The 22292-nt window shown below is 60.5% G+C and carries 17 protein-coding genes and 1 tRNA gene; 13 read left to right on the top strand and 5 right to left on the bottom strand.

All coding sequences use genetic code 11. The features are described from left to right. Positions 1-4: 4 nt before the first annotated feature. Positions 5-1900: an AsmA family protein gene (locus tag AC13RM_RS19840; protein ID WP_285174487.1), complete on the bottom strand. Its 1896-nt coding sequence runs from the start codon at positions 1898-1900 to the stop codon at positions 5-7. A 166-nt stretch (positions 1901-2066) separates the two neighbouring features. Between AC13RM_RS19840 and AC13RM_RS19835 the strand changes: the two genes are divergently transcribed. The 4 genes from AC13RM_RS19835 (at position 2067) to chrA (ending at position 8769) form a co-directional block, all read left to right on the top strand. Beyond that, complete coding sequence (locus AC13RM_RS19835) at positions 2067-4019, top strand: acetoacetate--CoA ligase (protein WP_285174484.1); 1953 nt, start codon at positions 2067-2069, stop codon at positions 4017-4019. A 356-nt stretch (positions 4020-4375) separates the two neighbouring features. Next, entirely contained in the window at positions 4376-6295 is a 1920-nt protein-coding gene (locus AC13RM_RS19830; RefSeq protein ID WP_285174581.1) for a DEAD/DEAH box helicase, read from the top strand. Between the two features lie 251 nt (positions 6296-6546). Then, the gene (locus AC13RM_RS19825) at positions 6547-7359 is read left to right on the top strand and encodes a chromate resistance protein ChrB domain-containing protein (protein ID WP_285174482.1); all 813 of its coding nucleotides are present in this window, start codon (positions 6547-6549) and stop codon (positions 7357-7359) included. A gap of 6 nt (positions 7360-7365) precedes the next feature. Beyond that, on the top strand, positions 7366-8769 hold the full coding sequence (gene chrA / locus AC13RM_RS19820) for a chromate efflux transporter (protein WP_285174480.1): 1404 nt from the start codon (positions 7366-7368) through the stop codon (positions 8767-8769). 20 nt (positions 8770-8789) lie between these two features. On the opposite strand, the gene AC13RM_RS19815 is transcribed toward chrA, so the two are convergent. Next, on the bottom strand, positions 8790-9686 hold the full coding sequence (locus AC13RM_RS19815; protein WP_285174478.1) for a DMT family transporter: 897 nt from the start codon (positions 9684-9686) through the stop codon (positions 8790-8792). 175 nt (positions 9687-9861) lie between these two features. Between AC13RM_RS19815 and AC13RM_RS19810 the strand changes: the two genes are divergently transcribed. Both AC13RM_RS19810 and AC13RM_RS19805 read left to right on the top strand, forming a co-directional pair. Beyond that, positions 9862-10752: a LysR family transcriptional regulator gene (locus tag AC13RM_RS19810; RefSeq protein ID WP_440478988.1), complete on the top strand. Its 891-nt coding sequence runs from the start codon at positions 9862-9864 to the stop codon at positions 10750-10752. Positions 10753-10919: 167 nt separating this feature from the next. Next, a complete protein-coding gene (locus AC13RM_RS19805) occupies positions 10920-11321 on the top strand; it encodes a GFA family protein (protein ID WP_440478989.1) in 402 nt (133 codons plus the stop codon). A gap of 17 nt (positions 11322-11338) precedes the next feature. Here AC13RM_RS19805 and AC13RM_RS19800 read toward each other — a convergent pair whose 3' ends face one another. Next, positions 11339-15019, bottom strand: coding sequence for an ATP-binding protein (locus AC13RM_RS19800; protein ID WP_440478990.1), 3681 nt, complete (start codon positions 15017-15019; stop codon positions 11339-11341). 222 nt (positions 15020-15241) lie between these two features. On the opposite strand from AC13RM_RS19800, the gene AC13RM_RS19795 reads away from it, so the two are divergent. Both AC13RM_RS19795 and AC13RM_RS19790 read left to right on the top strand, forming a co-directional pair. Then, positions 15242-15688, top strand: coding sequence for a phasin (locus AC13RM_RS19795; RefSeq protein WP_047627987.1), 447 nt, complete (start codon positions 15242-15244; stop codon positions 15686-15688). A gap of 205 nt (positions 15689-15893) precedes the next feature. Beyond that, positions 15894-15970 (top strand) — tRNA-His (locus AC13RM_RS19790). Between the two features lie 51 nt (positions 15971-16021). Here AC13RM_RS19790 and AC13RM_RS19785 read toward each other — a convergent pair. Beyond that, positions 16022-16168 (bottom strand): hypothetical protein, encoded by a 147-nt coding sequence (locus tag AC13RM_RS19785; RefSeq protein ID WP_167078186.1) that lies wholly within the window; start codon positions 16166-16168, stop codon positions 16022-16024. Between the two features lie 163 nt (positions 16169-16331). On the opposite strand from AC13RM_RS19785, the gene AC13RM_RS19780 reads away from it, so the two are divergent. Then, positions 16332-16538 (top strand): hypothetical protein, encoded by a 207-nt coding sequence (locus AC13RM_RS19780; protein ID WP_113232191.1) that lies wholly within the window; start codon positions 16332-16334, stop codon positions 16536-16538. 40 nt (positions 16539-16578) lie between these two features. On the opposite strand, the gene AC13RM_RS19775 is transcribed toward AC13RM_RS19780, so the two are convergent. After that, positions 16579-17460 carry a LysR family transcriptional regulator gene (locus AC13RM_RS19775; protein WP_113232158.1) on the bottom strand — a complete coding sequence of 294 codons (882 nt, stop codon included), beginning with the start codon at positions 17458-17460 and terminating at the stop codon, positions 16579-16581. 191 nt (positions 17461-17651) lie between these two features. Here AC13RM_RS19775 and AC13RM_RS19770 point away from each other — a divergent pair, with 191 nt between their 5' ends. The 4 genes from AC13RM_RS19770 (at position 17652) to AC13RM_RS19755 (ending at position 22221) form a co-directional block, all read left to right on the top strand. Then, positions 17652-19148, top strand: coding sequence for a CoA-acylating methylmalonate-semialdehyde dehydrogenase (locus AC13RM_RS19770; protein ID WP_488555439.1), 1497 nt, complete (start codon positions 17652-17654; stop codon positions 19146-19148). Positions 19149-19293: 145 nt separating this feature from the next. After that, complete coding sequence (locus AC13RM_RS19765) at positions 19294-19641, top strand: VOC family protein (RefSeq protein WP_106996675.1); 348 nt, start codon at positions 19294-19296, stop codon at positions 19639-19641. Positions 19642-19795: 154 nt separating this feature from the next. Beyond that, positions 19796-20284, top strand: a complete 489-nt coding sequence (rirA, locus tag AC13RM_RS19760) for an iron-responsive transcriptional regulator RirA (protein ID WP_113232155.1) — start codon at positions 19796-19798, stop codon at positions 20282-20284. A 341-nt stretch (positions 20285-20625) separates the two neighbouring features. Then, positions 20626-22221, top strand: a complete 1596-nt coding sequence (locus AC13RM_RS19755) for an ABC transporter substrate-binding protein (RefSeq protein WP_113232154.1) — start codon at positions 20626-20628, stop codon at positions 22219-22221. Positions 22222-22292 lie beyond the last annotated feature (71 nt).

Genomic DNA, 22292 nt, shown 5'->3' with positions numbered 1-22292 from the left:
AGAACTATGGCTGCTGTATCGGCTTTTGCAGAAGCGTTGCGACCGGTGAAATCACCGGATTCGGCCAGCTGCCGCCGATGAAGAAGGGCAGCATCGGCAGTTCGTCTGCGTCGGAGGGCGAGGTTGCCTCGAGCGCGCCGGAGAGTGCCAGCCCGTTGGTGCGGAACGGAACGACGCCGTTGAAGCTGATCGTTTCGTTGCGGCCCGCAATGGCCGCGTTCTGCACCTCGGCGGAACCCTTCGCAAAACTTGCATCCACGTTGATGCTGTCGAAGTCGAAAGAAGAATTGGCGATATCGCTCATCCGGAAGAAGGCCTTCTCGGCGGCGAGTGTCCGGAAGGTCGAAATATCGAATTGGCGAAACGATCCTGCCGACGAGGTGAAGTGCAGCGTGCCGGCAACGTCGCTGAGCGTGGCAACCCAGATCGGCTTCGAGGTGCTGAGCGAAAGATCCAGCGACGCCGACGAAGGCATTGGCAGCGGGCCTATCAGCTTCAGGCGCGTAAAGAGGCCGCCGAAATCGGCGTTGCGGATCGATATCTGCAATTTGCCGCCGCCATCGAAGTCGCCTGGCGCGACCTCCAGATGTGCGGTCAGCGAACCGCTCTCAAAGCCGCTGTCGCCTATGTCGAATTTCGCCTTGCCGCCGGCCACCAGCAGGCTGGCACCGATATTCTCGAACTGGAAGGGGCCAAGAGCCGCCTTGTTCGACGAGAGCCGCATATCGAGGTCGAGCCGCTGCAGCGGATTGCCGTTCAACAGCGCATCGATGGCGGTTTCGGCGGCCAGACGCATGGAGAAGGCAGCCAGGAACGGATTGAGGTTCATCTGGTCGAAGGCAAGCGTACCGGAAATCTTCGGCTTGCCCGCTTTCGTATAGTTCAGATCCATGATGCCGGAGGCAGCGGAATCGTTGACTTTGAAGCTCAGATTGTTGAAACGCAGGCCGTTGTCGATTGCTGCGATATTGGCACTGAGCGAGATATTCTTGAGGGCGTCGGCTGCCGGCAGGCGCTGCCCGCTCCAGGCGATGAAGGAGGGCACGTTCGGCACGCTCAGATCCAGATTACCCGAAAGTGCCGAAAAATCCGATATGCTGGTAACGCCTGTATAGGTCCAGCTGATCAGCGGCGAAACGAAGCTGGTCGTGGTGTTCACGTTCTTGCCGGCGAAGAAGAGCAGGGGCTGCGTCGAGTCGAAATTCAGCTTGATGTCCTGGCCGTTGAAGCGGGCAAGAATGACAGCACTCAGCGATTGGGAAAGCCGCGGCCAGGCGATGTCGGCATTGACGGCGTTCAGCCTGTAGATGCTGCCGCTGCGCTCGTCGGCCATTTCGACGCTTCCATCCTCGATGGTCAGCATGCCGATGGCGGCATCCTGTTCCTTGCTCATCCGCATGCCCTGGCCGGGGGAGGTCTCGGCCTGTTCGATGGCCTTGGAAAGGCGGCCTTCGTTCGTCCAGTCGATCAGGCCGTTCTCGTCGCGGCGGATATAGAGGATCGGGCGCAGAAAATGGAATTCGTGAAAATGCGCATGCCCACGGATCGCCGACCACAGGGAGAAGTCCGCGGAGAGGCTATCGACATGGCCGAGGACTTTGCCGTTTCTCGACGGTTCGCGGATGGTGACCTGATTGAGCGTCACGCGTGGCGAGGGCCAGAATTCCAGTGTCGGATCGCCTTCGATCTGGGCGCGATACCCCGTCCAGTCCGACAGTGCCTTCTCGATGCCGGAGCGCACCAGACCGCTGGAAATCAGGAAAGGCGCGGTCGCTCTGAAGACAGCGAACACGATGAGGATCGTGAGAAGAATGATGCCGGTCGTGCGAGCAAAGGCAGGCAGCCAGCGCGAGGCCGAACGCATCGTCAACCGCCACTTGTTGTTTTTCGAAGCTCTCATGATCCCGTGGAGACTCTTGAACTGATAGGGATAATCTGCCTGAGTTTGCCGGATATAGGAAATGTTTGTCGGATGCAAACCTCACGCACTGGCAATACCCACAACACCGTGATTTTATTAATGCGCTGCAGCATTGCTTATATAGTGCAAAAAGCGGGAGAGAAATATGCAGGATCAGCAGCCGCTCTGGACACCGTCGGAGGAGTTTCGCCGCCAGAGCCCGATGTTCACTTTCATGCAGGAATGCAACCGCCGTTTCGACCTCTCGCTGTCTGACTTTGCCAGCCTCCACGCCTGGTCAATTGCCGACCGTGAAAGCTTCTGGTCGGCGGTCTGGGATTTCTGCGGTGTGAAGGGCAAGCGCGGTGAGCGGGCGCTGATCCATGGCGATGTCATGCTGGATGCCCGCTTCTTTCCCGATGCCGAGCTGAACTTTGCAGAAAACCTGCTCTGGCGAAGCGGCGAGGGCGATGCGCTTGTGTTCTGGGGCGAGGACAAGGTGCGCGATCGCTGGTCATGGGACCGGCTGGCCGCGATGGTATCTCGCCTGCAGCAGGCCTATCGTGCCGAGGGCATCGGCAAGGGAGACCGCATCGCTGCAATGATGCCGAACATGCCGGAAACCATCGCCTGCATGCTGGCGGCCGCGTCGATCGGCGCGATCTGGTCCTCCTGCTCGCCGGATTTCGGCGAGCAGGGCGTCATGGACCGCTTCGGCCAGATCGAGCCGAAGCTCTTCATCGCCTGCAGCGGCTACTGGTATGGCGGCAAGCTGCAGGATGTCACTGCAAAGGTCAGCGCCATTGCCCAGCGCCTGAAAGCGCCCACCATCATCGTGCCCTATGCCGGCAATGCCGAAGCTGTCGTGGCGGCAACGCCGGGCGCGCGAATCCTCAACGATCTGGTTGCCCCCTTCGAGGCGAAAGCGGTCGAGTTCGAGGCCGTCTCCTTCTCCCATCCGCTGTTCATCCTGTTTTCTTCGGGCACGACGGGTGTCCCGAAGTGCATCGTGCACTCTACCGGAGGCGCTTTGCTGCAGCTCATCAAGGAACATCGCCTCCACTGCGGTGTGGTGCCCGGCGAAAAGGTCTTCTATTTCACCACCTGCGGCTGGATGATGTGGAACTGGCTGGTGACCGGCCTTGCCGCCGGCGCGACGCTTTGCCTTTACGATGGTTCGCCCTTCGCCCCCGACGGCAACATTTTGTTCGACTATGCGCAGGAAGAGAAATTCGCGCTGTTCGGCACGTCTGCCAAATATATCGATGCTGTCCACAAGAGCGGCCTGACGCCGAAGACCTCGCACGATCTTTCGAGCCTGCGGCTGATGACCTCCACGGGCTCGCCGCTGTCGCCCGAGGGCTTCACCTTCGTCTATGAGGGCATCAAGGACGATATCCAGCTCGCCTCCATTTCCGGCGGTACCGATATCGTCTCCTGCTTCGTGCTCGGCAACCCTCTGCAAGCGGTCTGGCGCGGCGAGATCCAGGGGCCGGGCCTCGGCCTCGCCGTCGATGTCTGGAACGACGAAGGCAAGCCGGTGCGCGGTGAGAAGGGCGAGCTCGTTTGCACCAAGGCGTTCCCCTCCATGCCGGTCATGTTCTGGAACGATCCGGAGCGCGCCAAATATCGGGCCGCCTATTTCGAGCGCTTCGACAATATCTGGTGCCACGGTGATTTCGCCGAATGGACAGAGCATGGCGGCCTCGTCATTCACGGCCGCTCCGATGCCACGCTCAACCCCGGCGGCGTGCGCATCGGCACGGCCGAGATATACAATCAGGTCGAGCAGATTCCCGAGGTTCTGGAGGCGCTCTGCATCGGTCAGGATTGGGACGATGACGTTCGCGTGGTGCTTTTCGTCCGCCTTGCCGCCGGCGTCGCCCTGACCGAAGACCTGGTCAAGGCGATGAAAACCCGCATCCGCACCGGCGCCTCGCCGCGCCATGTGCCGGCCAAGATCATCGCGGTTACGGATATCCCCCGCACGAAATCCGGCAAGATCGTCGAGCTTGCGGTGCGGGAGGTGGTGCACGGCCGTCCGGTCAAGAACAAGGAAGCGCTCGCCAATCCGGAAGCGCTCGATCTCTTCGCCGGGCTGGAAGAACTCAAAAGTTAAGGTGAGCCTTAAAATTGAGGGGGCAAACGATGACCATCGTTTGCTAACCTCGCGTTAAGAAAGCTTGGTCAAAAGTAAAGGCCAACTTGAGACCGTTCGCATGAGCTGGAGCGGATTGGAGCCACTCTCGGCTCCCGAGACATGAAGCTCCCCGACTCGAGCTTGCTTTCGACAGCATAAACTTCAAAGGCAGCGCGATTCGCTGCCTTTTTTTCGTTTCGCCCCGCGCGAAAACGCGTCTGCTCTGTACATTGCCGCCTTGAGCAAGTATGTGCACGCGTGAAGAAGAGGTTCGCGACGTGCGAGCCACGATGATCGCCGCCTGATGGCGCGCGAAGAATTCCGAAAGACAGATGATGACTGAATTCGAAGGCATCGCTCCTGCGATTGCCCAGGCTTTGGCGAAGCGCGGTTACGAGACGCTGACGCCGGTGCAAAAGGCCATGCTCGATCCGGGCCTGGCCGGCAAGGATGCGCTTGTCTCGGCCCAGACCGGCTCGGGCAAGACGGTTGCCTTCGGCCTGGCGCTGGCGCCCGGCCTGCTTGACGGCGCGGAACGTTTCGGCCGCGCAGGTGCGCCGCTGGCGCTGGCGATTGCACCGACCCGCGAACTGGCGCTGCAGGTGCAGCGCGAGCTGGAATGGCTCTATGGGCTCACGGGCGCCACGATTGCCTCCTGCGTTGGCGGCATGGACATGCGCACGGAACGGCGGACACTGGAACGCGGAGCCCACATCGTCGTCGGCACGCCCGGTCGGCTCTGCGATCACATCCGCCGCAATTCGCTCGATATCTCCGAACTGAAGGCCGTCGTGCTCGATGAGGCCGATGAGATGCTCGATCTCGGTTTCCGCGAGGATCTGGAATTCATTCTGGAAGCAGCGCCGTCCGAGCGCCGCACCCTGATGTTTTCTGCCACCGTGCCGCGTTCGATCGCCAAGCTCGCCGAAAACTATCAGCGCGATGCTGTCCGCATCGCGACCGCCTCTGAGGCCAAGCAGCACGTCGACATCGACTATCGCGCGCTGACCGTGGTGCCGAGCGACCGGGAAAATGCCATCATCAACGTGCTGCGCTACTATGAGGCGCGCAATGCCATCGTTTTCTGCTCGACCCGCGCTGCCGTCAATCATCTGACGGCTCGCTTCAACAATCGCGGCTTTTCGGTCGTTGCGCTCTCAGGGGAGCTCAGCCAGAACGAGCGCACGCACGCGCTGCAGGCCATGCGCGACGGCCGCGCCCGTGTCTGCATCGCCACCGACGTTGCTGCACGCGGCATCGACCTGCCGGGTCTGGAGCTGGTCATTCACGCCGATCTGCCGACCAATCCGGACACACTGCTGCATCGCAGCGGCCGCACCGGCCGCGCCGGCAACAAGGGCGTCAGCGCCCTCATCGTGCCGCTCAGCGCCCGTCGCCGCACCGAACGCCTGCTGGAAGCTGCCCGCATCCGCGCCACCTGGGCAAAGCCGCCCTCGGTCGACGAGGTGAACCAGCGTGATGACGAGCGTCTTCTCGCCGATCCGGTCTTTGAAGCACCGCTTGCTGAAGACGAGCAGTCGATCGTCCGGCAGCTGCTGGAGCGCCACGGCGCCGAGCAGGTCGCCGCCGCATTCCTGCGGCAATACCGCGCCGGCCATTCAGCGCCCGAGGAATTGCAGGACGTGCCGGCCGAAGGCGAGCGCCGAAAGCCCCGCCGCGACGATTTCCCGGTCACGCCTCGCGACGAGGGCTCGTCTGCTGGACGTAACGACTTCACCGATGGTCTCTGGGTATCGCTCTCTGTCGGACGCAAGCAGAATGCCGAGCCGCGCTGGCTCATCCCCATGCTCTGCCGCAACGGCAATCTGACCAAGCGCGATATCGGTGCCATCAAGATGCAGCCTGAGGAAACCTTCGTCGAGCTCTCGCCGGAGAGTTTTGAGCGCTTCCTCGCGGCGATCGGCCCTGACAAGACGCTCGAGCGCGGCATCCGCGTTAAGCCGCTTGCCGGCATGCCGGATTTCCAGGCCAAGCGGGAAGGCGGCTTCGCAAAGAAGAAGCCCTTCGCTGAGAAGGGCGCCCGTTCGAATGACGGCCTGAAGCCGAAATGGAAGTCCGACCGCAAGCCGGAGCGGGCGCATGCAGGCGAGGGCGGCGTTTCCGAACGCTCCGACAAGAAGCCCTGGGCGAAAAAGCCCGGCAAGCCGAGCTTCGCTAAGAACGACGGCCCGGCAAAGGGTGGCAATCCGAATTCAAGGGCCGCGCGCAAGGCTGCGAAGGCACGCGGGGAGTAAGCTCGAACGCCGCGCTCAGGTCGGCGCGGCGTTCCATTGTCTTCCGGGGACGTCGCGGCGACAGTGAAGTCGCGGGCACTCGGCGAGTGGGCTGCGGACGTTGAGAAAATGTTCGTCTCGTGCGGCAGCTGTTTATCCGGCTTGACATTTGAAGCGCGTCAGGCAGAAAATCGATCATGGGGCTGCGATCACCCCACGAGGCTACGGCTGAAGAATCGCGTCCGTGAAACCGAGCCAACGGAGGACGCGCTATGCCGTCATTTCTGGAAATTACACCCGACAAGCTCAATCGCATTATCGGCACGCCCAATTTGCCTGCGATTATCGATGTCCGTAACGACGAGGATTTCGCTGCCGATCCGCGTCTTATTCCCGGCTCCAGTCGCCGCGACTATCGAAGGGTAGTCGACTGGGCGAACGAACTGGTGGGGCCTGCCATCATTCTCTGTCAGAAAGGACAGAAACTCGCCCACGGAGTTGCTGCGCATCTGCGTGTGGTCGGAAAGGAGGCAGAGGTCCTCGAAGGCGGATTCGAAGCGTGGCGCAGCGCGGAGTACATGCTGGTCGCCGGGGAAAAGCTGCCTCCCCGCGATGCCAAGGGGCGGACGGTATGGGTAACAAGGGCACGGCCGAAGATCGATCGTATCGCTTGCCCATGGCTGATCCGGCGCTTCATCGATCCGTCAGCGATCTTCCTGTTCGTTCCCGCAACCGAAGTTTCGGCCGTCGCCGATCGCTTCATGGCGACGCCATTCGATATCGAAGATGTTTTCTGGAGCCATCGCGGCGAGCTGTGCACCTTCGATGTCATGATCGAGGAATTCGGTCTCGGCGCAGAACCTCTCCTTCATCTTGCAACCATCGTTCGCGGCGCCGATACCGCGCGGCCCGACTTGGCACCTGAAGTGCCGGGGCTGCTTGCGGCCTCGCTTGGGCTTTCGCGAATGTTCAACGACGACCTGCAGCAGTTGGAAGCCGGCATGGCGCTTTATGATGCCTTCTATCGCTGGTGTCGTGATGCGACGGAAGAGACGCACAACTGGCCAAATCCGAGGAAGATGTAAGAGACTATGACCGACCTTGTAAAAAATGTAGCCGAGCGATCAAGCGCGGCTGATCGGGACATCGTTCCCCTCCATGAGGCCGTCAAGGTTTGGACCCGCGTTGCTGCGCTAAGCTTCGGCGGACCGGCGGGACAGATCGCCGTCATGCACCGCATCGTCGTCGACGAGAAGAAATGGGTGGGAGAGCACAGGTTCCTTCATGCCCTGAACTACTGCATGTTGCTGCCGGGTCCGGAAGCGCATCAGCTTGCCATCTATATCGGCTGGCTGCTGAATAGGACCCTGGGTGGGATGATCGCCGGCCTTCTATTCGTGCTGCCGGGCTTTCTGGCAATTCTCGCGCTCAGTTATGTCTATGTCCTGTTCGGGAACCTGACCTTTATCGAAGGGATGTTCTTCGGGCTCAAATGCGCCGTGTTGGCGGTCGTCGTCCAGGCGGTCTTTCGCATTGGGAGCCGAGCCCTCAAGAGCAGGGCTATGGTTGCTTTGGCCGCCGCTGCCTTCGTGGCGATCTTCTTCCTGCATGTTCCGTTCCCCGTCATCATCGTTGGAGCCGGACTTATCGGCTACCTAGCCTCCCGGGCAGGCGTTGCGGCCTTCAAAATGGGGGGAGGGCATAAGTCGGGCTCCGGGACAATTCTGGAAGACAAGGACTCCGTTCTTGGCGAGGAGATCCCTTTGCACGCTCGACCAAACCTCGCCTGGTCTCTGAAGACCTCGGGTGCGCTGGCGGCCGCATGGCTCATTCCGGTTGCGGCCCTCGTGATGACGCTCGGTCCCGACAATGTCTTCTCCAAAATCGCGATATTCTTCAGCGAGATGGCAATCGTGACCTTTGGGGGCGCTTATGCCGTGCTGGCATATGTCGCACAGGAGGCCGTGCAGCAATTAGGCTGGCTGCGGCCGGGCGAGATGCTGGACGGTCTGGGGATGGCGGAAACGACCCCTGGACCGCTGATCATGGTCACGCAATTCGTTGGTTTCCTGGCGGGCTATCGCAATCCCGGCACCCTCAGCCCTCTTGCGGCAGCAACCTTTGCCGCCGTACTGACAACATGGGTCACCTTCCTGCCGAGCTTCCTTTGGATCTTCGCAGGTGCGCCATTCATCGAGAAGATGCGCGGGAATGTCGCCCTGACCGGCGCCATGTCTGCGATAACGGCAGCTGTAGTGGGCGTCATCCTCAATCTCGCGATTTGGTTCGGGCTGCATGTGCTGTTCCGAGAGACCGCAAGCTTCACCTATGGCTCCTGGGCGATAGATGTGCCCGTCCTGACCTCGCTTTCATTGCCCTCGCTGGTGCTGACCTTGCTTGCCGCCATCGCCATATTTCGCCTGAAAATGTCGGTGATATCGACCTTATTGGCATCTGCAGCTTTGGGCGTTGGCTGGACTGTCTTCGTTTCCTGACGGCAGAGGCATGTGCCGCGTCATCTGCGAGACGTCAACCACACCCCCACCAGCGTCACTGCCAGCCCCGCGAACATTGCCGTTGTCAGCGGTTCGGAAAATAGAGCCCAGGCCCACATCATGGTCACCGGCGGGCTGAGATAGATGGCTGCACTGACCTGTGCCACCGGGAAAAGACGCAGGCTGACATAATAGACAGAATAGGCGACGAAGGTTGCGATCAACACCAGCCATATGATGCCGATCACGAAGCCGAGGGTCATCGGCGGGGCAAGATCGCCCTGCATCCTGGCACAGATGCCGAACAATGCCGAAGCCGTCAGTGTGTGGATACACAGGCTTTGGTGAACGGGCATGTGCCCGGTGCGCTGCCGCTTGTGCAGGACCGAGGCGAAAGCAAAGACGAGCATGGAGCCGACCGTTACGCTATAGGCCCAGAGCGGAGCCGTGCCGAAGCTGAGGCTGTCGACCGATACGATCAGCACGCCTGCAATCGCGATGGCTGTTCCGAGCCATTGCCGCCGGCTTAGCCGCTCTCCCAGCACAGGTTGCGACAGGGCCGCGATCGCGAGTGGTAAGAGATCCGAAATCAGCGCCACTAGCCCGGTCGGGACACGCTGTTCGATCGCCAGCGCAAAGCCGCCGAGATAGAGGAAGACCGACATTACGCCGAACAGCATCTGCTGCCCTATCGCACGCATCCGCATCCGTGGCCCGACCGAAAGCGCAAAAGGCAGCAGGATCAAGCCGGATAGAAGCGTGCGCCAGAACAAGACCAGTATGACGCTGGCCTCCTGGCTGGCATAACGAATGCCGATGAAGCCGGAACTCCAGCTGACGATCAGAAGAGCCGCCATCAAAGGCCAGAGGAAACGGCGCTCGTTTGGCGCGGGCTGCGATAGGCTTTGGTCTGTCATAGGGTTCTCGATCGAATGTCCTGTACAGCCCAGCCATAGGCGAGCGTGAGGTCGATAGCACATGACAAATATCGATCAAGGCATGAAAATTCAGTCGCAATACTCATGATCGTTTGCCAGATTCGGTCGCAGCATGCATTCTCTCCGCATGACTATGATTTAAGCCGAGTCTGCCATGACCGAATTGACAAGCCGACGTTTGGAAATCGATGCTCTGCGCGCGCTATGGGCGATCCGCCATCACGGCGGCATCACCCGCGCGGCGGAAGCCCTGGGCCTGTCGCAATCCGCCGTCAGCCACAAGATCAAGCGGCTCGAGACGAGCCTCGATTGCGATCTCCTGAGTCGCAAACCCGGAGCGTCGATGTTCACCGCAGCCGGCGAGGATCTGCTCGACTATGCCGGGCGCATTCTCGGCCTGCATGACGAGGCGCTGCTGAGCCTCTCGAAGACGTCGCTTGCCGGCCGCGTCGCCCTCGGCCTGACCGAGGACACGACCTGCACCGATCTTGCGCGCATCCTGGGGCGTTTCCGCCGCCTGCACCCGAATGTCTCCGTGCGCACCAAGGTCCGCATGAGTCTGATCCTTCGGGGAATGCTGGAGCGAGGGGAGCTCGACGCCGCCATTATCCAGGTTTTCGCCCATGAGGTTCGCCCGACCGATGTCGTTCTCTTTCGCGAGCAGTTGCATTGGGTCAAACATCCGGGTCTGTCTCTGTCATCTGGCGGCCCGGTTCCATTCCTCTCTTTTGATGATGAATGCTTCTATCGCCGATGGGCGCTTGATATCGGGCAGGATGGCGGCGTGGTTCTGGAGACCGTCTTCGAATGCGCGAGTGCGGCGGGGATCATCGCGGCCGTAACCTCGGGCTTGGGTGTCGCACTTTTGAACGGCCGTCACCTGCAGCCTGATATGGAGATCATCACCCAAGGCCTGCCGACGCCGCCGGCTTTGGCTTACGCAGTCCGCCGCGGTCGCAAGGTGAGAAATCCCGCGCTCGATACGCTTGTGGCCGAGATCGAAAGCGAAATCAGCCGGTATGGTGGGTTGGCGCTGGCGAGTTGAGCTGGCAAGGCCATTGTCGATCGGACAATCGAAGCCTCCATCCAGGCGGCCTCCTTCGAATACCTATTGCTGTTCGGTAGCGAAAGCCGTTGCGGAGGTTTGCAGGCCTTGCGCGACTGAGGCAGAATATCGTCTGCGACCAGATTGCGGGATGGAGCGGCTTACCTATGCTGATCGGTTCATGTCACTGCGGTAAATCAGGCTGGACGCTCGAAGGAGATCCGGGCTCGATCACAGCCTGCAACTGCACCCTCTGCCGGCGCTATCGTGTGCTGTGGGCCTATGACTACGAAGGGGAACGGGTCTCCGTCACCGGCTCGACCGCTTCCTATACCCGCGCCGGCAAGGAACACCCTTCTCTCGAAATACTGTTCTGCCCGTCCTGCGCCTGCGCGGTGAGCTGGCGCGGCCTGAGGCTGCAAAAGGATGGCCGCCGGCGCATGGCGGTCAATGTTCGGCTGGCACCGCCGGATCTCGTTGCCGACCTGCCGATCGATCATTTCGATGGGCTCGACACGTTTGAAGATCTTCCTTCCGATGAGCGATGTGTGCGCGACCTCTGGTTTTGACGGCGAGCCGAAGCTTCTCAGTTCGCCAGCACCCGCGGCGAGGGGAAGGTGATCTCGACCAGCGTGCCTTCGTTCGGGGCTGAGTTGATCGAGAAAGTCGCCCGGTTGGCATCGACCATCGCCTTGGTCAGTGGCAATCCCAAGCCCGTACCGTCGCCGCGTTTGCGGGAATTGGTGGACACCTGCCGGAAGGGCTTCATCGCCTGCTCCAGTTCCGAGCGCGTCATGCCGACGCCGGTATCGCGGATGCGCAGGACGACGCTGCCGTTGCCCTCATACGCAGTCGACACGACGATCTGGCCGCCCGACGGCGTGAAGCGGATGGCGTTCGAAAGGATGTTCAGCGCGATCTGCTTGATCGAGCGCAGATCGGCGACGACATTCGGCACGGCTTGGGACAGAGCGGTGCGGATGATGACACGCTGGCTGTTGGCCTGCGGCTGCACCAGCGACACCGCTTCGGTGATCGCTTCGTTCAGGCCGACCGAGGCGAAGTCCAAGTCCATCTCGCCGGCTTCGATCTTCGAGATATCGAGAAGGTCGTTGACGATGTCGAGCACATGGCGGCCGGAGCGGCCGATATCGGTGGCATATTCGACATAGCGCGAATGGCCGATCGGCCCGAAGCGCTCGCCGGCCATCATGTCGGAAAAACCGATGATGGCGTTGAGCGGCGTGCGGATTTCATGGCTGACGCGGGCTAAGAAGTCCGTTTTATGGGCATTGGCGGTTTCGGCGGCGCGCTTGGCGTTGCGCAGCTCTTCTTCGGTGCGCTTCCATTGCGTGATGTCGCGAATGACGGCACAGTAGCCGTTCGACGAGTTCAACCGACCCATGGTCATGAACAGCGGCACGAAGCCGCCGGACGCCTCGCGGCCGATCACTTCGCGGCCGTCGTTCAGCACGCTGGCGACGCCATGGCCCGAAAGGCCGCCGAGATAATCGAGCACGGCTTTCTGGCTTTCATGCGCAAACAGCATGACGAAAGGTTTGCCGCGCGTTTCCTGGTCGTCATAATTGAAGAGGGCGCTTGCCGAGCGGTTCATCGAGCGGATCTCGCCGTCCTGGCCGATGATGATGACGCCATCCGTCGCCGTCTCCAGCGTCGAGCGCAGTTCCTCGATCTCCACCTGCAGCTTCGCGACCTTTTCGAGGATGCGCTCGGGGCGGGCTTCTTCAGGAATTGGCTGCGGCGGCGGCGCCGGCGGCTCGCTTCTTTCCACCGGCATCAACGCCAGCATCAAGGCCGTGCCGTCTTCCCACCGGATCGACTGCAGCCGGGCCGTCACCGGCACCAGCGCATCGTCGCCGCGCACGACCATTATCGTACCGGGCTGCTCGGTCTTGCCCTCCAGATCGTTGCGCTGCAGCAGCGCATCCAACCCGCCGACCTGCTCGAGCTCGTCAAGGCTGTCATAGCCGGTCAGCCGCAGGAATTCCGGATTGCCGTGGATCAGGCGATCGCCGGCATGGACGAGGATCGCGAGCGGCAGCTGGTCGACGATATCCGGCGACAGGCCCGTGCGCATTTTCACGCGCGGCGGAATGGCGCTGCTCAGCACATCCAGCGGATCGAAATCCTCCTCCGGCTCGGCCGATGCCGGCGCCGCTTCGGCAGCAGTCTCATCACCCGCTTTCGGGCCGTTATCATCCGTAGCCTCGACGAATTTCACGACCGGCGACGACGCCTTCTCTTCTATACTTGGCGCGATTGGTTGCTGGTCATCGGTAGGGCCGTGCCCATCCGTCGTTTCGGGTGTCTCGGAGAGAATTTCGTCGGCCGCATTCGGCTGCGGAGGCGTATCTGCACCCTCCCCATGCTCATGCTGCCCGTCGTGAGGCTGCTCCACCGGCGGTTCCGTGCGCTTGCCGAAGGGCTCGAGCTGCCGGGCAATTTCGCGGAAGGCTGCTTGTTCGCTCAGCGAAAGGGCGGCCTGCGTCAATGTCCGGCGCTCGTGCAGGCGAACGACTTTGTCCGACTCGCGACGGTTCGGCGTCTCGGAAATCCGTAGGGCGGGCGGTTCGTAAGTGGAAGCCGGGTCGGCTTCTGCGCTATCCTGAGCGGGCCTTTCAATCTCTTCCGTCGCTGGAGATGGTTGAGCTTCGGTAGCTGGCGGTTGCTCGTCGGATGCAGCTTCCGCTTCGGGGGGCAACTCGGCGATGGCCGCGGCGTCTTCAGCTGCCTGGGTGCCGAGAGCCATGCCGCGCTTCATCGGATCTTCGATGGCATCCGCCAGGCGAACGACGCCGAAGCCCCGGAAGCCGTCGAATTCGCGGCTGCGGGTATAGGTCGGCAGGGCGGCGAGGTCGACCGGCACTGTTAGGCTCGTACCCTCCACCGGCCAGTAGATCGTGCGGCCGGACCATGTGTCGCGCCGCGCCAGTAGTTCCGCGATCTTGCCGTCCGGATCGAGATTGAAGCGGCGGGCGACATCGGCAAAGGCCGTGCCGGCAATCTGGGCGGCATGCGGCCCCACAGCATCGGCAAATTCACGGGAAACTTCGCTGAAATGGCCGGCGGCATCGATCTTCCAGACGAAACGGGTGGCGCGCCCATTGCGCTTGAAGCTGAAACCTTCCACAGGAGTGTTTTCAATATCGGTGTGGATTTCTGGATTGGCGTGAGTTTCCGGCGGAGGCGTTTCCGCTGCCATCTTTGTCTCTAAGGCGGTGGCGTCTTCGTCATTTGGCGCCATTTCCGGCCGATGCTCATCGACGTGAGCTTCGGTCTCGGCAATTGCGCCGGGCGTGCTATCCGCATCGGCAGCCGCTTCCGTTCCGGCTTCGCTTGAGCTTCCGGTGGCTGGGGGCGCCTCCTGTTGCTCGTCCTCGCGATATTCCGGCGTCTCATCCAGCTCCTCGATATCAGCCACCGCATCGATGACGTCGCCGAAGGGTGCAGTCGGAGCGGGCTTCGGCTCCTCATCCGGTGCTGCTGCCTCGAGCTCGTTGCGGGTTTCTTGCGCCTGCGGTTCTATGGCCGCAACGGGACGGGCTTCCTCGGTAAGGCTTTCCGTCGGGTCAAGATGGCCAAGCACGGTTTCCACGACGAAGAGCAGGTGCAGGGCCGGAATTTCGGAAAGCTTGCCGATGGCGGCGGGCAGATAGCCATGTCCGGTCGGGATCGGCCGCTTGATCAGCCGGTCAGGCTGCGCGCCGGCCATGGTCGTCAGCATCCGCGCGGTCTGCGGCGTTACGCCGAGCGTCCTGAAGCCGGCAGAGGCGGTAACGATTTCGCCGTCGCGGCCGATGACGGCAATGTGGGTATCAGGATCGTCGAACCCGTCGATCATGCGCTTGGCGCATTCGGCCGATGAAAGCGGCTTCGAAGAGACCGGAGAGGAAAACAGCACCGCCTCTTCGCCGGCCTGAATGCGGATCAGCTCGACGGCGGCATTGACAACAGCCCGCTGGAAGCCGGAGGCCATGCGGATCAGGAATGTGCGCTGATCGCCGATAGCACCAAGGCCGCGCGCCGTCGCCTCGATCTGGCGGAACGAGACGTCGCCTGGCTTCGGTCCCTGTTCGACGAAATCGTAAATGACATCATAGCCGAAAAGGTTGGCGCCGGCGCCATTGGCCCAGAGCACGCGATCCATGCCGGTCGAGAACATGACCATGGCTTCACCGCGCGCGAAACGCTCCCGAACGCGCGGATGCACGGCAATGTCAATGAACGGATATTGAATTGCGGGCATTTTCCAACCTGTTTTGCGGGCGTGATCGCCTCTCGTGATTTAACAGTTTATTAATAACGGCGCCCCGCTTTTCGGTCCAGCGAACGGCCCATTTTTCGGCCGGAAAGGTTAACGCCTTGTGCGGCGCACAATTATGTTGCGCTGCACAATAATTTATATTATATACCCCTTACACAAGTTCACGACGGGCGCCTCAGGGAGGGCCCTTTTAGGAGCGTAATCATGGCTACTGTAAAGAAAGACGACGTTTTTTCAACGGCTGCATTCGATCCGTCCAAGTTCTCCGAATCCTTCCGCGATTTCGCTGAAAAGGGCGCTGCCCAGTCCAAGGAAGCCTTTGCCAAGCTGAAGGCTGCCACCGAAGAAGCGGGCAAGACGGTTGAAGCAACCGTGCAGACCGCACAGGCTGGCTCGGTCGAAATCGGCCTCAAGGCCATCGATGTTCTGCGCACCAATGCCGAAAGCTCGCTGGCTCACATGGAAGCTCTGCTTCGTGTCAAGTCCGTTGCAGAACTCTTCGAACTTCAGACCGCTTTCATCCGCAAGCAGGCTGAAGTCACCGTCGAGCAGGCGAAGTCCATTCAGGACACCACCAAGAAGGTTGCTGAAAAGCTGGCAAAGCCCGCCAAGGACGCCGCTGAAAAGGCAATGTCCTCCTTCAAGGCCTAATCACGTCCGATACGCCTCCCAAGGCACGAATGTCCCGCTCCCAGGTGAAAGCTTGGAGCGGGACTTTTCATTTGCGGCAAGAGCGGACCCGGTCGCACATCATCGTTGGATATCTGCAAAGCTTTTTTATATTGCGGGGAGATAGGACTTGAAATAATTTCAAAGTCCTCGTATGTCACCCCCGTTCGCGGCGACGCGAGCATGTGCGGTTGTAGCTCAGTTGGTTAGAGCGCAGGTTTGTGGCACCTGAGGTCGGAGGTTCGAGACCCCCCAACCGTACCATTCTCTCCCGGTCCATCCCGTTTCAAGTTGCCGGCCCTTTGGCCCCGCGGGTTATTTCTTGTCTTCAGGCTTCTTCGACACATGGCCGGGCGATATCGGATCGCTTGCCGGAAAAGTCTCTTCCAGCGCTTCCTCTAGATAATCGTCCTGTTCCTTGTGCTTTTTCTCGTCCAGTTTCTGCTGCTTCTTGTCGCTCATCGTCCTGGCTCCCTGATCTCTGTCTGAAATACTAGGCTTCGTCCGGCCTTTGTCCAGCAGCGAGGGCCGAACGGCGAGAAGTGGCCGGATGCCGAAATATCTTGGAACCGTCCGCATCGCTCGTCGTTGTGTCCCTATCGGCAACGAGACGAAAGGAGCGGACATGTCTGTACCGAACGAGCCGATCCCTGATACGCCCCCGATGCCAGAGCCAGGCTGGATGCCGAAGCCGCCCGTCGAGGAGCCGGATCCGGACAGACTGCCGGATGAAGTTCCCGTTCCCAATCCGGATGAGAATGAAGAGCCGCCGAAGCATGCGGAGGCTCAGCCGCCGCATGCGCCGTCATGGTGGTGCAGCTTGATGCCGTGACCTCTGCCTGTGAGCATCAGGCGCATCCATCGGCATCATTTTACAGGAAGATCCGCCGCTCTTCGCTGACCAGCTCTTGCAGGAAGTCCGCAACGGTGCGCACACGCACTAGGTCGCGGGCACTTTCATGATAGGTCGTCCAATAGGCGCGCCTAATGGACATGTCGGGCAGGATGCGCGTCAGCTCCGGAAACTGCCTGGCGATGTAATCATGCAGGATGCCGATGCCGGCGCCGGAGCGAACCGCTTCCGTCTGGCCGATGGCGGTGGAGATCTCGAAGGAGGCATCCCAGCTGCGCATGATCTCGCCGGAAAAATTGAGCGAAGCCGTAAAGATCAGGTCCTCGACATAGCCGACACGCGGATGCAGCTTCAGCGCCTCGACGCTGTCGGGCAATCCCGCCTGCTCCAGATAGGCTTTCGAGGCATAAAGCCCAAGCGTGTAATCTGTCAGCTTCGAGGAGACCAAACGGCCCTGTTCCGGGCGTTCGAGCGTGATGGCGATATCGGCCTCGCGCTGCGACAGTGAAAAGGAGCGGGGAACGGGTACGAGCTGAATGCGCAGCTCAGGATAGCGGGCGATCAGCCGCCCGAGCCGTGGCGCGAGAAAGGAAACCCCGAAGCCGTCGGGCGCGCCGATGCGAACCGTGCCTGTGATCGCGCTGTCGAGATGACCGACGCTGGCTTGCGCGCGCAGCATCTCCGTTTCCATGCGCTCTGCCGCGTGCAGGAAGATCTCTCCCTCCGCCGTCAGGTCGCAGCCATTGGTGCGGCGCACGAGTAACCGCGTCTTCAGCCGTTCCTCCAGCGTCGTCACGCGGCGGGAGAGGGTGGCGTGGTTGACGCCCAGCCGTTTCGAAGCGGCCAGGATCTGGCCCGTGCGCGCCACGGCCAGAAACATGCGGACGTCATCCCAATCCATCAGCATATCCTCTCTTGCACTTTAAATCCTGTGGTCTTCCGCATGTCGTTATCGCAAAAACCGCTATACACTTTTGCGCGACATGCTTTCGGGCTTTAATTTTTGCACAACGGTTGCTTATAGCAGCTCATTGATTTGTGCAAATTGAAGTGCCATCCTGTCAGCATCCAAGAAAACGAGGAGGCACATCCATGCGTGAGATCGGTCATTTCATCGGCGGCAAGCACGTCGCCGGCACGAGCGGACGCACGAGCAACGTCTATAATCCGGCAACCGGCGAAGTGCAGGCAACCGTCGCGCTCGCGAGCGTCGACGAACTGCGCGCCGCCGTCGAAAATGCCAAGGCTGCGCAGCCGAAATGGGCCGCCACCAATCCGCAGCGCCGCGCCCGCGTCTTCTTCAAGTTCGTCGAGCTCCTGAACCAGAACATGGATGAGCTGGCGACGCTTCTTTCCAAAGAGCACGGCAAGACGGTCGAGGATTCTAAGGGCGATATCATCCGCGGCCTCGAAGTCTGCGAATTTGTCTGCGGCATTCCGCACCTGCAGAAGGGCGAGTTCACCGAAGGCGCCGGCCCGGCGATCGACATGTACTCCATCCGCCAGCCTGTCGGCGTCGGCGCCGGCATCACGCCGTTCAACTTCCCGGCCATGATCCCGATGTGGATGTTCGCGCCGGCCATCGCCTGCGGCAACGCCTTTATCTTGAAACCATCCGAGCGCGATCCGTCCGTGCCGCTCCGCCTGGCCGAACTCCTGATCGAAGCCGGCCTGCCTGCTGGCATCCTCAACGTCATCAACGGTGACAAGGCTGCCGTCGACGCCATCCTGACCGATCCGGATATCGCTGCCGTCTCCTTCGTCGGTTCCACGCCGATCGCCCGCTACGTCTATGGCACGGCCGCGATAAACGGCAAGCGCGCTCAGTGCTTTGGCGGCGCCAAGAACCACATGATCATCATGCCCGATGCCGATATGGACCAGGCCGTCAACGCCCTGATGGGTGCAGGCTACGGCTCGGCCGGCGAGCGCTGCATGGCGGTATCGGTCGCCGTCCCGGTGGGCGAGGAGACCGCCAACCGTCTCGTCGAAAAGTTGGTTCCGAAGATCGAATCTCTGCGCATCGGCCCCTACACCGATGAGAAGGCCGACTTGGGCCCGCTCGTCACCAAGGATGCCTATAACCGCGTCAACGGCTTGATCGATCGCGGTGTGGAAGAAGGCGCCAAGCTGGTCGTCGACGGCCGCGGCTTCAAGCTGCAGGGTTATGAGGACGGTTATTTCGTCGGCGGCACGCTGTTCGACCATGTCAAGCCCGACATGGACATCTACAAGACCGAAATCTTCGGACCGGTCCTCTCGGTCGTCCGTGCCAAGAACTACGAGGAAGCGCTCGACCTGCCGATGAAGCACGAATACGGCAACGGCGTCGCCATCTACACCCGTGACGGCGATGCGGCCCGCGATTTCGCTTCACGCATCAACATCGGCATGATCGGCGTCAACGTTCCGATCCCGGTTCCGCTCGCCTACCACTCCTTCGGCGGTTGGAAGGCTTCGAGCTTCGGCGATCTTAACCAGCATGGCACGGACTCGATCAAGTTCTGGACGCGCACCAAGACGATCACCGCCCGCTGGCCGTCCGGCATCAAGGACGGTGCGGAATTCGTCATGCCGACGATGAAGTAAGCATCGCAATCACTGGCTCGTCTCAGCCGCCGTCCGAAACCTTTCGGAGGGCGGCTTTTTTATTGCGTTTGTTTTCGATGGAGTCATCTTGTCATTGCCGCTGTTTTCATTTAGAACAAAACAAGAACAACGGGAGGGCCGCGCGATGGCCATGACCTATCAGATCGACTATCTCGAATTTCCGTCGAAAGACGGCCTGAAGACCCGCCGCTTCTTCGAAGAAGCCTTCGACTGGAGCTTTGTCAGCTATGGACCGACCTACCATGTCATCGAGGCGGCCGGGATAGATGCCGGCATTGACGGAGATGCGGGAGAGGCGGCCGGCACGCCGCTGCCCGTCGTGCGTACCACCGATCTGGAGGCTGCCCAGCGCGCCGTCGAATTCGCCGGCGGCGTCATCACCCGTCCGGCTTTCGATTTTCCCGGCGGCCGGCGGTTTCATTTCCGCGAGCCGGGCGGCTGCGAAATGGCGGTCTGGATTTCCGTGCCATAAGTTTGGACATGGCCGGTTGGAGATCGGCACGGGCTGGACGGCCGGCTTTCTAAATAAGCTGAATATGAATTTCATATTTTGGAATTGTTCAAAACTAAGAAAGCCACTATATACGGGATCAGCCCCTAAGCAGCCTCGATTCCAGGAGATCGGCATGCGCTTGACCAAGCAGACCAATTACGCAGTGCGCATGCTGATGTATTGCGCCGCCAATGAAGGCCATCTGAGCCGAATTCCGGAAATAGCCAAGGCATACAGCGTGTCCGAGCTGTTCCTCTTCAAGATCCTGCAGCCGTTGACCAAGGCAGGGCTTGTCGAAACGGTGCGTGGCCGTAATGGCGGCGTACGCCTTGGCAAACCCGCGACCGATATCAGCCTGTTCGACGTCGTCCGCGTCACCGAAGACAGTTTCGCCATGGCGGAATGCTTCGAGGACGGCGTGGTGGAATGCCCGTTGGTCGATAGCTGCGGCCTCAACTCGGCGTTGCGCAAGGCGCTCAACGCCTTCTTCGACGTTCTCACAGAATATTCCATCGACGACCTCGTCAAGGCCCGCCCCCAGATCAATTTCCTCCTTGGCCTCACCGATAAGGATCACAAGGCGATCGCGAAGAAGCCGGTGATCGCAGCCCCGGCCGCCTGATCAGTCGTCTGAAATTCGAACGGTTTCGGTCCGCAGTTACCGCCGGTAGCTGCGGATTTTTGTTTATATTGCCTCCTATCCGGGCAATAGGCGGTTGGCGGATTGAAAGAGGAAAACGGCAATTCGTTCCGAATCCACTAAAAGCATGCAGTTTTTTGCCAGAAAATTATCAATCCAGTGGTTTTTTCATCCAAAAATTTCCAAACTCTAGAAATTGGAAAAATTTTAGGCGGCGCTTGTTGCTTTCAAACTTAAAATAAAGTTCCATCGGCGCGATCCGGATGGGAACCTCTGGTGGTGTCCACGGCTTCAAAAGAATAACAAATCTGGGAAACGATATCATGAAAAAGATTTCTGTCCTGCTGGCAGTGACAGCCTTGGCTTCGGTCATGGCGACGTCCGCCTGGTCAAAAACGCTTGTCTATTGCTCGGAAAGCTCGCCGGAAGGTTTCGATCCGGGTCTCTACACCGGAGGCAATACTTTCGACGCCGCGTCGCGCACGGTCTATAGCCGTCTTGTCGAATTTAAGCATGGCAGCACCGAAATCGAGCCGGGCCTCGCGGAAAGCTGGACCGTGTCTCCGGACGGCAAGGAATACACTTTCAAGCTCCGCAAGGGCGTGAAGTTCCAAACGAACGACTATTTCACGCCGACGCGTGATTTTAACGCCGATGACGTTATCTTCTCGATCAGCCGTCAGCTGGGCACGGACAGCCCCTGGGCAAAGTATGTCGCCGGCGGCTCTTATGAATATGCCGATGGCATGGGTTTCCCGAAGCTCATCAAGTCGATCGACAAGGTTGACGACCTCACTGTCAAGTTCGTCCTGAACCGTCCGGAAGCTCCCTTCCTCGCTGACCTTGCCATGGACTTCGCCTCGATCCTCTCGAAGGAATATGCAGACAAGCTGCAGGCCGACAAGAAGATGGAACAGATGAACCAGCAGCCGCTCGGCACCGGTCCATTCGCCTTCGTCGCCTATCAGCCGGATGCCGTCATCCGCTACAAGGCGAACGAAACCTACTTCAAGGGCAAGGAAAAGATCGACGATCTCGTCTTCGCGATCACGCCCGACGCCTCCGTCCGCGCGCAGAAGCTGAAGTCGGGCGAGTGCAACATCATGCCTTACCCGAATGCGGCCGATATCAAGGACCTCAAGGCCGACAAGAACCTCAAGGTTCTTGAGCAGGCCGGCCTGAACGTCTCCTACCTCGCCTACAACACGCTGGTCGCTCCGTTCGACAAGGTCGAAGTGCGCAAGGCGATCAACATGGCTGTCAACAAGCAGGCCATTGTCGACGCCGTCTTCCAGGGCTCCGGTAAGGTTGCGACCAACCCGATCCCGCCGACCATGTGGTCCTACAACAAGGACATCAAGGACGACGCCTTCAATCCGGAAGAAGCCAAGAAGCTGCTCGAAAAGGCCGGCGTCAAGGATCTCAGCATGAAGATCTGGGCGATGCCCGTGTCGCGCCCGTACATGCTGAACGCCCGCCGCGCTGCCGAGCTGATGCAGGCGGACCTTGCCAAGATCGGCGTCAAGGTCGAGATCGTCACCTATGACTGGGCCCAGTACCTGAAGCTCTCTTCCGCCAAGGACCGTGACGGCGCAGCCATCCTCGGCTGGACCGGTGACAACGGCGACCCGGACAACTTCCTTGACACGCTGCTCGGCTGTGACGCTGTCGGCGGCAACAACCGTGCACAGTGGTGCAACAAGGAATTCGACGATCTGGTGAAGAAGGCCAAGCAGACGGCTGATGTCAAGGAGCGCACCAAGCTCTACGAACAGGCTCAGGTCGTCTTCAAGCGCGAAGCACCCTGGATGACCATCGACCATTCGGAAGAGTTCGTCCCGATGACGAAGAATGTCTCCGGCTATCATCAGGATCCGGTTGGCGTTCACCGCTTCGACGGTGTCGATATCGCCGAATAACGAAAAATCTGTGAGAATGCCCGGCTAGGACCGGGCGACCCGGCGGTCAGACACTCTGTCTGACCGCCGGA

It is taken from the genome of Martinezella sp. CNPSo 3732 (genome assembly GCF_057784515.1).
Note: the sequence above shows the minus strand (reverse complement) of the source record. Positions and strands in the feature narration are given on the sequence as shown.

Bases quoted from the DNA above. Each gene is read 5' to 3' on its own strand.
- AC13RM_RS19795 (WP_047627987.1), top strand. From the start codon at position 15,242: ATGGCTACTGTAAAGAAAGACGACGTTTTTTCAACGGCTGCATTCGAT.
- AC13RM_RS19815 (WP_285174478.1), bottom strand. From the start codon at position 9,686: ATGACAGACCAAAGCCTATCGCAGCCCGCGCCAAACGAGCGCCGTTTC.
- AC13RM_RS19765 (WP_106996675.1), top strand. From the start codon at position 19,294: ATGGCCATGACCTATCAGATCGACTATCTCGAATTTCCGTCGAAAGAC.
- AC13RM_RS19770 (WP_488555439.1), top strand. From the start codon at position 17,652: ATGCGTGAGATCGGTCATTTCATCGGCGGCAAGCACGTCGCCGGCACG.
- AC13RM_RS19775 (WP_113232158.1), bottom strand. From the start codon at position 17,460: ATGGATTGGGATGACGTCCGCATGTTTCTGGCCGTGGCGCGCACGGGC.
- AC13RM_RS19840 (WP_285174487.1), bottom strand. From the start codon at position 1,900: ATGAGAGCTTCGAAAAACAACAAGTGGCGGTTGACGATGCGTTCGGCC.
- AC13RM_RS19800 (WP_440478990.1), bottom strand. From the start codon at position 15,019: ATGCCCGCAATTCAATATCCGTTCATTGACATTGCCGTGCATCCGCGC.
- AC13RM_RS19785 (WP_167078186.1), bottom strand. From the start codon at position 16,168: ATGAGCGACAAGAAGCAGCAGAAACTGGACGAGAAAAAGCACAAGGAA.
- AC13RM_RS19780 (WP_113232191.1), top strand. From the start codon at position 16,332: ATGTCTGTACCGAACGAGCCGATCCCTGATACGCCCCCGATGCCAGAG.
- AC13RM_RS19805 (WP_440478989.1), top strand. From the start codon at position 10,920: ATGCTGATCGGTTCATGTCACTGCGGTAAATCAGGCTGGACGCTCGAA.
- rirA (WP_113232155.1), top strand. From the start codon at position 19,796: ATGCGCTTGACCAAGCAGACCAATTACGCAGTGCGCATGCTGATGTAT.
- AC13RM_RS19835 (WP_285174484.1), top strand. From the start codon at position 2,067: ATGCAGGATCAGCAGCCGCTCTGGACACCGTCGGAGGAGTTTCGCCGC.
- AC13RM_RS19825 (WP_285174482.1), top strand. From the start codon at position 6,547: ATGCCGTCATTTCTGGAAATTACACCCGACAAGCTCAATCGCATTATC.
- AC13RM_RS19810 (WP_440478988.1), top strand. From the start codon at position 9,862: ATGACCGAATTGACAAGCCGACGTTTGGAAATCGATGCTCTGCGCGCG.
- AC13RM_RS19830 (WP_285174581.1), top strand. From the start codon at position 4,376: ATGACTGAATTCGAAGGCATCGCTCCTGCGATTGCCCAGGCTTTGGCG.
- AC13RM_RS19755 (WP_113232154.1), top strand. From the start codon at position 20,626: ATGAAAAAGATTTCTGTCCTGCTGGCAGTGACAGCCTTGGCTTCGGTC.
- chrA (WP_285174480.1), top strand. From the start codon at position 7,366: ATGACCGACCTTGTAAAAAATGTAGCCGAGCGATCAAGCGCGGCTGAT.